This is a genomic window from Micromonospora sp. NPDC047644, from assembly GCF_040704315.1.
GTDB lineage: Bacteria > Actinomycetota > Actinomycetes > Mycobacteriales > Micromonosporaceae > Micromonospora.
The window spans coordinates 140,205-153,238 of record NZ_JBEYSY010000006.1; the positions used below are offsets into that span (position 1 = coordinate 140,205).

The 13,034-nt window shown below is 73.6% G+C and carries 15 protein-coding genes; 3 read left to right on the top strand and 12 right to left on the bottom strand.

Annotation, left to right across the window (positions count from 1 at the left end; genetic code table 11):
* Nucleotide 1 precedes the first annotated feature (1 nt).
* From AB0877_RS11785 to AB0877_RS11840, 12 genes are all read right to left on the bottom strand, one after another.
* Nucleotides 2-784, bottom strand: a complete 783-nt coding sequence (locus AB0877_RS11785; RefSeq protein WP_366608543.1) for an alpha/beta fold hydrolase — start codon at nt 782-784, stop codon at nt 2-4.
* A complete protein-coding gene (locus tag AB0877_RS11790) occupies nt 781-1,593 on the bottom strand; it encodes a beta-ketoacyl synthase N-terminal-like domain-containing protein (protein WP_366608544.1) in 813 nt (270 codons plus the stop codon). Before AB0877_RS11790 ends, AB0877_RS11785 begins: the two co-directional genes overlap by 4 nt.
* Entirely contained in the window at nt 1,590-2,702 is a 1,113-nt protein-coding gene (locus tag AB0877_RS11795) for a beta-ketoacyl synthase N-terminal-like domain-containing protein (RefSeq protein ID WP_366608545.1), read from the bottom strand. Before AB0877_RS11795 ends, AB0877_RS11790 begins: the two co-directional genes overlap by 4 nt.
* Nucleotides 2,680-3,762 (bottom strand): beta-ketoacyl synthase N-terminal-like domain-containing protein, encoded by a 1,083-nt coding sequence (locus AB0877_RS11800; protein WP_366608546.1) that lies wholly within the window; start codon nt 3,760-3,762, stop codon nt 2,680-2,682. Before AB0877_RS11800 ends, AB0877_RS11795 begins: the two co-directional genes overlap by 23 nt.
* Nucleotides 3,759-4,964, bottom strand: a complete 1,206-nt coding sequence (locus AB0877_RS11805; protein WP_366608548.1) for a beta-ketoacyl-[acyl-carrier-protein] synthase family protein — start codon at nt 4,962-4,964, stop codon at nt 3,759-3,761. The genes AB0877_RS11800 and AB0877_RS11805 overlap by 4 nt, the downstream gene beginning before the upstream one ends.
* A gap of 3 nt (nt 4,965-4,967) precedes the next feature.
* Complete coding sequence (locus tag AB0877_RS11810; protein ID WP_366608549.1) at nt 4,968-5,222, bottom strand: acyl carrier protein; 255 nt, start codon at nt 5,220-5,222, stop codon at nt 4,968-4,970.
* Nucleotides 5,219-5,743, bottom strand: coding sequence for a beta-hydroxyacyl-ACP dehydratase (locus tag AB0877_RS11815; protein WP_366608550.1), 525 nt, complete (start codon nt 5,741-5,743; stop codon nt 5,219-5,221). Before AB0877_RS11815 ends, AB0877_RS11810 begins: the two co-directional genes overlap by 4 nt.
* A complete protein-coding gene (locus AB0877_RS11820; protein ID WP_366608551.1) occupies nt 5,736-6,119 on the bottom strand; it encodes a hypothetical protein in 384 nt (127 codons plus the stop codon). The genes AB0877_RS11815 and AB0877_RS11820 overlap by 8 nt, the downstream gene beginning before the upstream one ends.
* Nucleotides 6,120-6,127: 8 nt before the next feature.
* Nucleotides 6,128-6,868 carry a 3-oxoacyl-[acyl-carrier-protein] reductase gene (fabG, locus tag AB0877_RS11825; protein WP_366608552.1) on the bottom strand — a complete coding sequence of 247 codons (741 nt, stop codon included), beginning with the start codon at nt 6,866-6,868 and terminating at the stop codon, nt 6,128-6,130.
* 116 nt (nt 6,869-6,984) lie between these two features.
* On the bottom strand, nt 6,985-8,175 hold the full coding sequence (locus AB0877_RS11830; protein ID WP_366608553.1) for a CoA transferase: 1,191 nt from the start codon (nt 8,173-8,175) through the stop codon (nt 6,985-6,987).
* A 1-nt stretch (nt 8,176) separates the two neighbouring features.
* Complete coding sequence (locus tag AB0877_RS11835) at nt 8,177-9,331, bottom strand: steroid 3-ketoacyl-CoA thiolase (RefSeq protein ID WP_366608723.1); 1,155 nt, start codon at nt 9,329-9,331, stop codon at nt 8,177-8,179.
* Nucleotides 9,332-9,357: 26 nt separating this feature from the next.
* Nucleotides 9,358-9,555, bottom strand: coding sequence for a ferredoxin (locus tag AB0877_RS11840; RefSeq protein WP_366608554.1), 198 nt, complete (start codon nt 9,553-9,555; stop codon nt 9,358-9,360).
* A gap of 164 nt (nt 9,556-9,719) precedes the next feature.
* Here AB0877_RS11840 and AB0877_RS11845 point away from each other — a divergent pair, with 164 nt between their 5' ends.
* From AB0877_RS11845 to AB0877_RS11855, 3 genes are read left to right on the top strand one after another with little or no spacing between them, the layout of a single operon-like run.
* Nucleotides 9,720-10,871 carry an acyl-CoA dehydrogenase family protein gene (locus AB0877_RS11845; RefSeq protein ID WP_366608555.1) on the top strand — a complete coding sequence of 384 codons (1,152 nt, stop codon included), beginning with the start codon at nt 9,720-9,722 and terminating at the stop codon, nt 10,869-10,871.
* Between the two features lie 11 nt (nt 10,872-10,882).
* A complete protein-coding gene (locus AB0877_RS11850) occupies nt 10,883-11,887 on the top strand; it encodes an acyl-CoA dehydrogenase family protein (protein WP_366608556.1) in 1,005 nt (334 codons plus the stop codon).
* A 36-nt stretch (nt 11,888-11,923) separates the two neighbouring features.
* The gene (locus tag AB0877_RS11855) at nt 11,924-13,012 is read left to right on the top strand and encodes an LLM class flavin-dependent oxidoreductase (protein ID WP_366608557.1); all 1,089 of its coding nucleotides are present in this window, start codon (nt 11,924-11,926) and stop codon (nt 13,010-13,012) included.
* Nucleotides 13,013-13,034 lie beyond the last annotated feature (22 nt).

Consider the following 13,034-nt stretch of genomic DNA (forward strand, 5'->3'; position numbering starts at 1 on the left):
CTCATCCCGCCGTTCCCATCGTCGCCCGGGCCAGCCGGGCCAGGTCGGCGACCCGGTCGGCGATCTGTTGGGCGTGCCGTACATGGCAGAAGTGGTCGTAGTCGTCGCGTAGGTGCAGGAGGCCGCCCGGCATACCGGCGGCGAGCACCTGCGCCGCCTTCGGGGTCAGCGTGGGATCCGCGCCGCCGGCGAGCACCGCGACCGGCCTGCCCACCGCGTCGAGCGACAGATCGGCGGTCGCCAGGTACTGCTCGAAGACGGTGAGGAACCCGGCCGGTCCCACCCGCTCGATGGCCAGGTCGGTCATCGCCGCCAGCAGCCCGGCGTCGATGCGGGTCGCCCGGCTGCCCATCCGGGCGCGCAGGCCGTCGTGGATGTGCTGCACGAACGTCTCCCGGGAACGGTCGAACAGTGCCCAGGTGACCGGTCCTCCGGGAGGTCGGTACAGAGGGCAGATCAGCGCGACGGCCCGCCCGGCCAGGGGTTCGTCGGCGCAGAGCAGCTGGAGTGCGGCGTTACCGCCGAACGAGTGCGCCACCAGCACGTCCGGGGTCCGCGGCAACGCGGCCAGGCCCGAGCGCAGCCAGTCCGCGGGCGACCGGTGCCGCCACCGGTAGTCGTTGCCGGCACGCCACGGAAGGTCCAGGGCGACCAGACGCCGGCGCGGGCCGAGCCACCCGGCGATGGGTCGCCAGCTCTGCCAGGTGTCCTCCAGCCCGTGCGCGAACGCCACGAGCGGGGCACCCGGTTCACCCTCGTTGAGCACGTGCAGGGGGACGGTCATGACGCACCGCCGAGCACGGCGAACGGCAGGTCGCCGGGATCGCCCACGGCCAGGGCACCGTGTCCCTCGTCGGCCACCAGGTGCGCGGCCAGGGCGAGGGCGACGACGTCGCGGGCGCCGTAGGAGTCACCCCAGTCGTCGACCGGGCCCGACGGCAACGGCTGCGCCGCGGGCAGCGGCGGTCGTGAGTGGACGGCGAGGGGGCCCGGGCGGGCGGTGAGCACGACGCAGGCGGCACCCGCGCGCAGCGGCGGGGCACCGGCGTGCAGCGCCGACGCGATCTCGTCGGCCGGTTCCACGCCGACCAGGACCACCCGGTCGGCGCGGCCCGCCGCCAGCAGCAGCGCGGCGGTGCGCAGGCCGGCCCGCCCGGACCGGGCACCGGAGCAGATCATCAGATTCGGGCCGCCGAAGCCGAACCACAGCGCCACCGCGCTGGACACCACGTTGCTGGACACGCCCGGCGCGTCGAGCACGCTGACCGCGCGCCCACCCTCCTCGGTGACCGTCCGGGCCACCCGGGCCACGGTCTCGACGTTGCCCAGATTGCTGCACGCCACCACCGCGGTTGCGGGCAGCGGCGTCGGCAGCGGGTGACGGCCCGGCGGCAGTCCCAGCGCCCGGTGCACGGCGCAGAGCGCGAGCCGCGTCGCGGGGTCCTTGGAGAGCAGGCCCTTGCGACCCAGTAGCGTGGCCGCCCGGTCGGCGGTGGCGGCCTCCGCGCGCGCCCACTGCCCCGTCCCCGCGGCGCTCAGGTCGGCACCGGGCAGGTGGAGGCTCCAACCGGTCACGTACATGGCGGTGCTCACGACGCCTCCAGCAGGGAGACCGCGTTGACGCCGCCGAACCCGAAGGCGTTCACCTGCACCAGCTCGGGCCGCGACCCGACGAAGTCGCCCACGACGAACCGCAGTCCGGCGCCCTCGGGCAGGACCGTGCGCAGACCGGCCACCGGCGGCACCAGCCCGGTCGCCAGGCAACGGATCGCCACGTCGACGTTGACGAGCGCCGCGGCACCGGAGGTGTGCCCCACCGCGCCCTTGACCGCGGTGATCAGCGGCGTGCCGCCCGCTGCGTCGACCACGGCCCGCAGTGCCCGGCACTCGGCCGGATCGTTGAGCGCGGTGCCGGTGCCGTGCGCTATCACCAGATCGGTCTCCGACGGCTCCCGCCCCGCGCGGGCGTACGCGTCGCGCATGGCCCGGCAGATGCCGTCCACGTCGGGCGCGGTCTCGTGCCGGGCGTCGCAGGACAGGCCGGTGCCGGCGACCCGCGCGAGCGCCGCTCCGGTGGCGTCCGCCGGTTCCACGACCAGCGCCGCCGCGCCGTCGCCGAGCAGCACACCGGTGCGGTCCCGGTCGAACGGGCGGACCCGCGTGGTGGGCGGGTCGCTCACCCGCCCGATCATCGCCAGCATGGAGCGTGTCATGGTGTCGGCGGCGGCGACCACGACGGCGTCGGCGTCGCCCAGGGCCAGCAGGTCCTCGGCCAGGGCGAGGACGTGGCCGCCCGCGCTGCACGCGTTGGACACCGTGATGACGTCGGTGACGCCCGGCAGCACGCGGCGCACCGCATCGGCGAAGTGCAGCTTCGAGCGTGGCGGGCGGACCCCGCTGAGGGCGAACTCCTCGACCGCGCCGAGTTCCCGCAGCCCGGTACCGACCAGGGCGGTGACCCGGCGGCGGCCGGCGTTCAGCCCGGACGCGGCCACCGCCTCCGCCACGCACGCCGACAACATCCGGGCGGCGCCGAACGGCGCCGCGCCGGCGGCGTGGTAGCCGTGCGAGACGTTCAGCAGCGCCCCGCCGGGGTGCCGCAACGGTGCCGCGCCGCAGGCGCCGCTGAGCAGCGCCGCGAACGTCCGCTGGCCGTCGCCCAGGCAGGTACGGACGGCGCTACCGGTCACCAGTGCCGGCATCGGCGCACCTCCTCACGACGGCCACGGCCACCGCGCCGTCGGCGTTGCGGGCGGTGAGCAGGGCCGGTCCGGCCGGCTCCGGGTCGGCCAGCCAGACGGCGAGCGCGGCGGCGGACGAGGCCGCGTCGCACTCCCCCAGCAGCCTCTTCGCCGCTACCCGGCGAGGTCGGTGGCGCAGCAGCCCGGCGACCGCGAGGTACTCGTCCCGACCCGCCTCGTCCGCCTCGCCGGTGAGGACCGCGGTGACGTCGGAGGGTGCGACGCCGGCCCGGTCCAGGGCGCGTCGGGCGCAGGCCAGGAGTGCCCGCGCCCCGGTGCCACCCGGACCGAACCCGGTGGCGGTGACGAGGTCGGCGACCGGGGCGGCGCCGACCCAGGCCGGTGGCCGGGGCGCGGACAGGACGAACACGGCGGCCGCCTCGCCGAGCGGAACCTCGGCCGTCGTGCCGGTGAGGTGCGCGGCCCACGCCCGGTGTGCGGAGAACTCCTCGACGGCACCGGCGAGCATCACGTCGGCGTACCCGCCGGCGAGCACCATCTCGGCGTACCGGACGGCGTTGAGGAAGCCGAGCGCGCCGCCCGCGACGGTGGCGTTGACACCGCGCAGGCCGTGCCGGATGGCGACCTGGCCGGCCGCGCCGTTCATCACGGTGTTCGGGAACAGCATCGGGTTCACCAGGTACGGCTTCTCCTGCACCAGCGTCTCGCGACTGAAGTCGCTGGTGGACCGGAAACTGCCGATCGTGGTGCCGAGCACCACGCCGACGCGACCCCGGTCGGCGTCGGCGGCCAGTTCCGCCGCGCCGAGGGCGTCCTCACAACAGGCCACCGCCAGCCCGGTGGCCCGGTCGTACGTGCTGGTCCCCTTGCGGCCGAGCCGGGCCCGGATGTCGAAGCCCGGCACGACGTGTCCGCGCGGCGACGGAAGCGACTCGGTGGACAGGCCACCGGTGCCGGGGGCGACCGGGGCGTCGGAGCGCGGCAGCGACGCGGTGGCCGCGGACGTGGCCATGCCGGCCGAGGTGAGCGCGGACCAGCCGAACACGCTGACGCCGGTCATGCCACCGCTCCCAGCATCACGATGGCGTTGTTGCCGCCGAAGGCGAACCCGTCGTTCTGCACCACGCGCACGGTGGCGTCGCGGGCCACGTTCGGCACGGGGTCGAGACCCGGCAGCCCCTCGTCGGGATGCTCCCAGTTCACGGTGGGCGGCAGGAAACCCCGGTCGATCGCCAGCACCCCGGCGATGGCGCCGAACCCGCTCGCCGCGCCCATGGTGTGCCCGATCATCGACTTGATCGAGCTCACCGGCGGCGGCTCGGGCCCGAAGACCTCGAGGATGGCCGCGCCCTCCACCAGGTCGTTGGCGGGTGTGCCGGTGCCGTGCGCGCAGATGTAGTCGACGTCCTCGGGTTTCACCCCGGCGTTGCGGTGCGCCAGCCGGATGCAGTCCGCGATGCTGGGTGTGTGCGGTGCCACCGGATGGTGTGCGTCGCAGTTGCGCCCGTACCCCAGCAGCTCGGCATAGATCCGCGCGCCGCGGGCGCGGGCGTGCTCGAACGTCTCCAACATCAGCACGGCCCCGCCCTCGCCGGTGAGAATGCCGGAGCGGTCCCGGTCGAACGGCGCGCACGCGTGCTCGGTGAGCGCGCCCAACCGGAAGAAGCCGGCGTGCGCCCACCGGCACACCGCGTCGGCGCCGCCGGCGAACACCACGTCGGCCTCACCGGCGACGAGCAGGTCGTAGCCGTACCCGATCGCGTAGTTGCTGGCGGAGCAGGCGGTGGCCAGGGTGAGCGACTCACCGGCGAGGCCGAGTTCCTCACTCACCGCGTGCGCGAGCCGGTTCGCCGGTAGCTGCGCCAGCAGGGCCGGGTCCTGGCCGGCGAACCCCTCGGCGAGGATCTGGGCGGTCAGCGCCTCCAGCACCTGTGACTCGCCGCTGGTGGTGCCGATCACCGCGTGGGCGCGTCCGGCGTCGATCCCGTCCGGGTCGAGACCGCCGTCGGCAGCCGCGAGCCGCGCCGCGGTGGCCGCGAACAGGCTGGACCGGCCCCACCGGGACGGGTCCAGCCTGGACAGGTGGTCACCGGGCCGGAACCCGTGCACCTCACCTGCCTTGACGAACGGGAACCCGGAGGTGTCGAAGCTGGTGATCCGGGATATGCCGGATCGCCCGGAGCGCAGCGAGTCGGCGAACGCCGACACGCCGACCCCGATGCTCGAAACCGGACCGAGCCCGGTCACCGCGACGCGGACCACGGCTCAGTCCCGGCCGGTGGCGTGCCGGGTCAGGGCGGCGTGCACGGCCTTCAGGTTGCGCAGTTCGGGGAGCTCCGCCTGCGGAATCTCCACCTTGAACTGCTTGTCGATACGGGCCAGGATCTCGATGGCACGCAGCGAGTCCGCCTCGTACTCGTCCATGAAGTCGCCGGTGTCGCTGAGCTCCTCCGGCTCGACCTCCAGCACCTCCGCGACGATCTCGCGAAGCTCCTCCAGCTGCTGTTCCTTGATCGTCATCGCTGTCCTTCCGTGCTGACCGAAACCATTGGATGGGGGTGGGCGACGCCGGACGGCGGGACCGCCGGCCGGGCGACGGGGCGGCGGGTGGCGATGAGGGTGCCCACGGTGGCCACCCGGCGATCGCCGATCCAGGTCTCGCCGTGGGCGAACGCGGTGTCGGCGACCACGGAGTCGAGGTGGACCTCGTGTCGGAGGACGTCACCGGGGTACGCCGAGCCGGCGAAGTGCCAGTCGCGGGCGCCGGCGAACATCAGGACGCCGTCGTCGTCCGGCGGTGGGCTGTCGCCCAGCCAGAGCAGGGCGGCGCTCTGCCCGAACGACTCGATCAACAGCGACCGCGGGTACGCGAACCGCCACGGCTCAGCGTTCTCCGGCAGGTCGGCGTAGCAGGGTTCGGTCGCGCTGACCAGCTTGACCGTCCGGATGTGGCGTCCCGGCTCCACCGCGAGCACCCGGTCCACCAGCAGCATCGGATGACGTTGCGGGAGAACCGAGCGGATCTCGGCGTGCTCACCCATCGCCGGCTCCGGCGGCGGCGAAGAGGGCACGCAGCTTGGCGGTGGTGGTGCCGTCGGCGCGGTACGCCACCGCGCGCACGTCCCAACCACCGGGCGACTCCTCGGCCCGTACCTCGAGCGTGAGCGTGTCACCGTCGAGCAGCGGCGCGAGAAACCGCACCGAGCGCAGCTCGGCCAGCTCGGGCGGGCGGTCCCCGGCGGCGCCGGCCATCGCCCGGCACAGCGCCTCCACGACGAAGACCCCGGGGAACACCGCCAGGTCGGGAAAGTGGCCGCGCAGGTACGGATCGTCGCCGCGCACGGGGACCCGCACGGCGAAGGCCGCCCCGGCGGAGTCCAGGCGCACCAGGTCGGTGTCGCACAACGGGGATGCCACCGCCCGGATCACAGCGTGATCCCCCCGTCGACCTGGAACACCTGGCCGGTGATGTAGGAGGCGCGCTCGCTGAGCAGGAAGGCGACCAGTTCGGCGACCTCGTCGGCCCGGCCGAACCGCCGTACCGGAATCTGGCCCAGCGCCTGCTGGCGGAGCCGGTCCGGGAGCGCGTCGGTCATCTCGGTCTCGATGAAGCCGGGCGCCACCACGTTGACCCGTACGCCGTGCCGGGCCACCTCCTTGGCCAGCGACTTGCTGAACCCGATGATGCCGGCCTTGCTGGCGGCGTAGGCCGTCTGGCCGACGTTGCCGTAGACCCCGGCCACGGACGACATGTTGACGATGGCGCCGCTGCGCTGCTTCATGAAGCGGAACGCCATGGCCCGGCAGACGTTGCGGGTTCCGGTGAGGTTGGTGGCCAGCACGGCGTCCCAGTCGTCCGCGGGGGCCAGCACGAGGGGCGCGTCGCGGGTGATGCCGGCGTTGTTGACGACGAGGTCGAACGTGCCGAGGTGCTCTTCGGCGGCGTGCACGAAGTCCTCGACGGCGGCCGGGTCGGCCACGTCGCAGCGCGCGAAGTAGCACGGCACGCCGAGCACCCGGACGTCCTGTTCGGTACGCCGGGCGGCGTCGCCGCCGGTGTGGTGACAGCCGGCGACGGCGTACCCCTCGCGGGCCAGTCGCAGGGCCACCGCCCGGCCGATGCCGCGCGACGCCCCGGTGATCAGAACCCGGTGCTGTTCGGCCATTTCGCCTCCGTCGTCATTTGCGCGCGAACCATTAACGGCCGCATTGATGAATTGGCCTTAAATGGTGGAGATCGCTACTCGCCTACTTTATCGGCCGACCGGCCGGGGTCCTTCTCTCACGTTGCGACATCACTTTTCAGCTCGTTGCGAATCTCTTCCGAGTCGGCGCCGGGCGCGGGTGCGCCACGGCGGATCCGGGTCGGGGTACGCGAGAATTTCACCGCCGGACCGACGAGCGGCGCGGTGGTTCCGTCGCTCAGCACGGTGTCCTGGAGCATTCCGCGGGCCCGTACGTGCGGGTCGGCGACCGCCTCGCTCAGCGTCCGGACCGGAGCGGCCACCAGCCCGGCGCCGGTCAGCACGTCGACCGCCTCGGTGACCGGGCGTCCCGCGCACCAGCCGGCCACGACGAGGTTGACCGCGTCGCGGTTGGCGATCCGCTGGTCGCCGGTCCGGAACCCGTCGGCGTCGGCCAGTTCGGGGCGGCCGATCGTGTGGGCCAGCGCGCGCCAGTGCTTGTTCAGCGCCACGACGAGGTAGAGGTGCCCGTCGGCGCACGCGTAGACGTTCGACGGCACCGCGAACGGGGTCTCGTTGCCCTGCCGGGCGGGCGGGTCCCCGGCGGCGGCGAGGGTCGGCAGGCCGCTGCTACCGAACAGCAGAGCGTCCAGCATGGACACGTCGACGTGCTGGCCCTCGCCGGACCGGTCCCGATGGGCGAGCGCGGCGAGCGCCCCGATCGCGGCGTGCAGCCCGGCCAACTCGTCGGCGATGAAGGTGGGCGCGCGCACCGGATCGCCGTCGATTGGCCCGTTGAGCGCCATCCAGCCGCCGGCCGCCTGCACCACCGGGTCGTACGCGGGCCGGTCCCGGCCGGGACCGTACTGGCCCCACCCGGAGACGGACACGAACACCACGTCCGGGCGGACGGCACGGCAGTCGGCGTATCCGGCGCCCCACTTGGCGAGCGTGCCCGGTCGGTAGTTCTCGACCACCACGTCGGCCACCCGGACCAGCCGGAGGAACTCGGCGCGACCCTCGGTCGTGCGCAGGTCGAGGGCGAGGCTGCGTTTGTTGCGGTGCACCGTCTGGCGGAACCAGGACAGCGAGGTGCCCGGGATCACCGGGGGCACCTCGCCGTCGCGGCCGTGCGCCAGCTCCACCCGGATCACGTCCGCGCCCAGGTCGGCCAGGACGCAGGTGGCCAGCGGCCCGGACCACACCTTCGTCACGTCGAGCACGCGGACGCCGTGCAGCGGCCCGGACAGGTCGGTCCGCGCCTCGGCGTAGAAGTCCTCGGCCCGCATGTCAGAGCCGCTGCAGCAGGGAGGCGGTGCCGAGAGAGCCCCCGCAGCACATGGTGATCAGCGCCGACTCCCGGCCGGAGCGCTCCAGTTCGTGCAGTGCGGTCACCAGTAGCCGGGTGCCGGTGGAACCGAGCGGGTGGCCGAGGGCGATCGCGCCGCCGTTCGGGTTGACGCGTTCCAGGTCCGCGCCGTACGCCGCCTGCCAGGTGAGCACGACGCCGGCGAACGCCTCGTTGACCTCGTACAGGTCGATGTCGTTGATCTTGCGTCCGGCTCGGGCGAGCAGCCGACCGGTGGCGGCGACCGGGCCATCCAGCAGGTAGTACGGGTCGGCGCCGGTGACCACCTGGTGGCTGATCCGCGCCCGCGGGCGCAGGCCGGCGGCCCGGGCCCGCCCCTGGGACATCCACAACACGGCGGACGCGCCGTCGGAGATCTGCGACGTGGTCCCGGCGGTGTGCACCCCTCCCTCGATGGTCGGCGCCAGCGCGGCCAGCCCTGCGGCGGTCGTGTGGCGCAGCCCCTCGTCGCGCTCGACCAGACGGACCACACCGGTGGGGGTGCCGTCGCCGTTGAGCACCGGCGCGCGGACCGGCGTGACCTCCTCGGTGAAACGGCCTTCGGTCCACGCCGCGGCGGCCCGCTGCTGGGACGCCAACCCGTACGCGTCGGCGTCGGCGCGGGTGATGCCCTCACGCCGGGCGATCCGCTCCGCGCCACCGAACTGCGCCTGGGGCGGGTCGTCCCACGGATAGTCGGCGGTCTTGTAGTGCCCGGGGCCCTGGTAGAGGTTCGTGCCGACCGGCACCCGGCTCATCGACTCGACGCCGCAGGCGATGCCGACGTCGATCTCCCCGGCCGCGATCAGCGCGGCCACCAGGTGATTGGCCTGGTGGGCCGAGCCGCAGGACACGTCCACAGTGGTGCAGCCGACGGCCGGGTCGTGCCCGGTGCTCAGCCAGGCGTTGCGGGTGACGTTGAGGCTCTGCTCGCCGGACTGGGTGACGCACCCGCCAATGATCTGTTCCACGTCGGACGGGTCGGTGCCGCTCTGGTCCAGCACCGCCAACAGCACGTGCCGCAGCAGCTCCACCGCCTTGAGACCGGCCAGCGCGCCACCCCGCCGCCCGATCGGCGTACGGGTGGCGGCGACCATGACCGGCAGCCGATCACCGGACGTCGTCACGCGTCGGTCCGCAGGGTGATGGCGAGCTTGGGGCAGCCCCGGGCCGCGATCTCCGTCGCCGGCCAGAGTTCGGGCGCCGGGTGCTCCGCGCGGACCCGGAGCACGTCGTCCTCGCCCAACTCGAACACCTCCGGGGCGGCGTCGGCGCACAGGCCGTTGCCGTCACACTGGTCGAAATCGACGATGACGTGCACGAGTGCCTCCCCGGGTCCGTATCCGACGCCATCGTCGCCGCCCGGCCCGTCGGCGCGCATCTTCAAAATTGCCGCCTCGCATTTTCGGTGCCGCTTCTTCTCGCACGTTGCGGAATTCGCCGACAAATGGCGACGCCGGCCTGCGTGGGCATTAGCGTGCCTCTATGCGGCTGGACGACAGCGACGAAGAAGGCGAATTCCGGGCCGAGCTGCGCGCCTGGTTGCGCGCGCATGTGCCGGCCCCCTCCGCGGGTCCGCCACAGCCGTGGCCGGAGTCGGAGATGCGGCAGTGGAGCGCCACCCTCGGCAAGGCCGGGTACGCCGGTCTGACGTGGCCCCGGGAGCACGGCGGGCGGGGCCTGCCACCGCTGTACCAGGCGATCCACGCCGAGGAGAGCACCCTGGCCGGCGCCCCGGACCATCTCAACGTGATCGGCCTGCACATGGTCGGTCCCACGCTGATCCGGTACGGCACCGCGACCCAGAAGGCCGTCAACCTCCCGGGGATCCTGTCCGGCGACCTCATCTTCTGCCAGGGTTTCTCGGAGCCGGAGGCTGGCTCGGACCTGGCCGCGGTCCGCACCCGGGCGGAACGGGCCGCGCACGGGTGGACGGTCACCGGCGAGAAGGTGTGGTCCTCGTACGCCCACCTCGCCGACCGCTGTCTCCTGCTGGCCCGCACCGAACCCGACGCGCCCAAGCATCGCGGCCTGACCTGCTTCCTGCTCGACATGCGCGCGCCCGGTGTCGAGGTACGCCCGCTGCGCCAGATCTCCGGTGACACCGACTTCAGCGAGATCGTGCTGACCGGCGTGGAACTGCCCGAGGACAGCGTGGTGGGTGCGCGCGGCGAGGGCTGGAAGGTGGCGCTCACGACTCTCTCGCACGAACGCGGCACGTTCGGCATCACGCTCACCGCTCGCCTGGCGGTGCAACTGGACCGGCTGATCCGTACCGCGCACGCGGTCGGCGCCACCGCCGACCAGGCCGTGCGCCGGGAGATCGCCGATCTGCACGTGCGGCTTCAGGGGCTGCGTTTCACCGGTTACCGCGCGCTCGCGCAGCTCGAACGGGGCGGTGAGCCCGGCCCGGAGAGCTCGGTGCTCAAGCTGCGCTGGTCGCAGACCCACCAGCAGATGTGCCGGCTGGGACTGCGCCTGGTGCAGGGCGACACCGCCGGACACGCCGGGCAGTGGGCGGCGTACTGGCGGCGGGCGCAGCTGCGCAGCCGCGCGAACAGCGTCGAGGGCGGCACCTCGGAGATCCTGCGCGGGATCGTCGCCGAACGTGTTCTCGGCCTGCCTCGGCACCGTTAGGAGCGTGCACCATGGACTTCGCCACCACCACCGCACAGCGGGACCTGGCCGACGCGGCCCGACGCCACCTGAGCGACCGCTTCCCACCGGCCCGGCTCGCCGCGACGGCGGATCACGGCCTCCTCGATCCGGAGGACTGGACCGCGCTGGACCGGCAGGGCTGGCTGGACGCGGACCTCGGACCGGTGGATCTCGCCCTGCTGGCCGAGGAGAGCGGACGGGCGCTGCTCCCGCAACCCTGGGTCGGCACGGCCGGGTCGGCTCTGCCGGTGTACCAGTCGGCGGGGTTGGCGCTACCCGGACCGGCCGCGCTGGTCGATTCCTCGGACACGTGCGCCGCGCACGACACTCCGGACTGGCGGATCAGCGGGAGCGCGCCCGGCGTGGTCGACGCTCACCTGGCCACGGAACTGGTGGTGGCCGCCACGACCCGCCAGGGGGTGGCGCTGTTCGGCGTCGCTCCCTCCGAGGTCTCCGTCGCCGAGCGGGACGACATCGATCCGCTGCGCCGGTACGCCACCGTCCGGATGCTGCACGCGCCTGCCCGGTTGCTGGCCGACCCGGCCCGTACCGCCGAACTGCTGCCCGCGCTGCGGTTGCGAAGTGCCATGCTGCTGGCCTGCGAGGCGGTGGGTGTCGCGGACGGCGCCCTGGCCGAAGCCGTGCGGTACGCCGGAATCCGGACCCAGTTCGGCCGGCCGATCGGCTCGTTCCAGGCGGTGGGACACCAACTGGCCGAGGCGTACGCGGAGATCGAGACCGCCCGGTCGCTGGCCTACCGGGCGGCGGTGACGCTGAACGGCGACGGCGCCGTCGAGGCGGTGGCCTGTGCCGCCGTGGCCGGTCCGCGCGCGGCCGTGCTGGCCTGCGAGGTGGCCCTACAGGTCTGCGGTGGCATCGCCATGACCTGGGAGTTCGGTCTGCACTTGCGCTACCGGCGGGCGCTGTGGCTGGACGCCCACCGGGTCACCTCCGTGCCACCGCACGACGTGCTCGCGGCCCTGCTGCTGAGCTGACCGCCGGCGCGCACCGCCGAATCGAGAGGACGACAGATGTCGTTGCAGCTGCACTGGTTCCTGCCCACGCACGGGGACGGGCGCGAGGTGGCCCAGCCCTCCTCCGGCCCGCCACCGCCCGGCGCGCGCCGCGACGTCGACCCGGACTACCTGCGTCAGGTCGCCCTCGCGGCGGACCGGTTCGGGTTCACCGGAATGCTCGTGCCCTTCGGCATGTTCTGCGAGGACCCGTGGCTGGTGTCGGCCGCGCTCGCCGCGGACACCCGGCGGATCCGCTTCATGGTGGCGATGCGCCCCGGGCTCATCTCGCCGGTGCTGGCCGCGCAGTCGGCGGCGACTCTGCAACGTCTCTCCGGCGGTCGCCTCCAGCTCAACGTGGTCACCGGCGGCGACGCCGACGAGCAGCGGCGCTACGGGGACTGGTTGTCGCACGACGAACGGTACGCCCGCACCGGCGAGTTCCTCGACGTGTTCCGCCGAGCCTGGACCGGTGAGCGGTTCGACCACACCGGCACGCACTACCGCATCCGGGCGGGCCTGCTCACCCGGCCGTACCCGGTCGCTCCGGAGATCTTCGTCGGCGGCTCCTCCGACGCGGCCCGGGAGGTGGCCGCCGCGCACGCCGACGTGCTGCTGGCCTGGGGCGAGCCACCGGCGGCCATGGCGGAGGCGATGGGCCGGGCCCGCGAACTCGCCGACGCGCACGGACGGACGCTGAGCTTCGGCACCCGCTTCCACGTCATCGCCCGGGACACGTCCGAGCAGGCATGGAAGGTGGCGCGGCAACTGGTCGACGGCATGGACCCGGCGCGGATCCGGCAGGCGCAGCAGCGCTTCCGATCCACCGAGTCGCAGGGGCAGCAGCGGATGGCGGCGTTGCACGGTGGGCGTACCGACGACCTGGAGGTCTACCCGAACGTCTGGGCCGGGTACGGCCTGGTCCGTCCCGGCGTGGGCACCGCGCTGGTGGGCAGTCACGAGGACGTGGCGGACCGGATCGAGGAATACCACCGGCTCGGCCTGGACCACCTGATCCTGTCGGCGCAGCCGCACCTCGAAGAGGCCTACGTCGTCGGGGAGGGCGTCCTCCCGCTGTTGCGCAAGCGTGGCGTGCTCGCCGGCTGATGCCGGCCCAGAACCCGTCGGT

Excerpts from the sequence above, each read along its gene's own strand:
- AB0877_RS11785 (WP_366608543.1), bottom strand. The coding sequence starts at position 784 with ATGACCGTCCCCCTGCACGTGCTCAACGAGGGTGAACCGGGTGCCCCG.
- AB0877_RS11795 (WP_366608545.1), bottom strand. The coding sequence starts at position 2,702 with ATGCCGGCACTGGTGACCGGTAGCGCCGTCCGTACCTGCCTGGGCGAC.
- AB0877_RS11800 (WP_366608546.1), bottom strand. The coding sequence starts at position 3,762 with ATGACCGGCGTCAGCGTGTTCGGCTGGTCCGCGCTCACCTCGGCCGGC.
- AB0877_RS11810 (WP_366608549.1), bottom strand. The coding sequence starts at position 5,222 with ATGACGATCAAGGAACAGCAGCTGGAGGAGCTTCGCGAGATCGTCGCG.
- AB0877_RS11815 (WP_366608550.1), bottom strand. The coding sequence starts at position 5,743 with ATGGGTGAGCACGCCGAGATCCGCTCGGTTCTCCCGCAACGTCATCCG.
- fabG (WP_366608552.1), bottom strand. The coding sequence starts at position 6,868 with ATGGCCGAACAGCACCGGGTTCTGATCACCGGGGCGTCGCGCGGCATC.
- AB0877_RS11830 (WP_366608553.1), bottom strand. The coding sequence starts at position 8,175 with ATGCGGGCCGAGGACTTCTACGCCGAGGCGCGGACCGACCTGTCCGGG.
- AB0877_RS11835 (WP_366608723.1), bottom strand. The coding sequence starts at position 9,331 with ATGGTCGCCGCCACCCGTACGCCGATCGGGCGGCGGGGTGGCGCGCTG.
- AB0877_RS11845 (WP_366608555.1), top strand. The coding sequence starts at position 9,720 with ATGCGGCTGGACGACAGCGACGAAGAAGGCGAATTCCGGGCCGAGCTG.
- AB0877_RS11850 (WP_366608556.1), top strand. The coding sequence starts at position 10,883 with ATGGACTTCGCCACCACCACCGCACAGCGGGACCTGGCCGACGCGGCC.
- AB0877_RS11855 (WP_366608557.1), top strand. The coding sequence starts at position 11,924 with ATGTCGTTGCAGCTGCACTGGTTCCTGCCCACGCACGGGGACGGGCGC.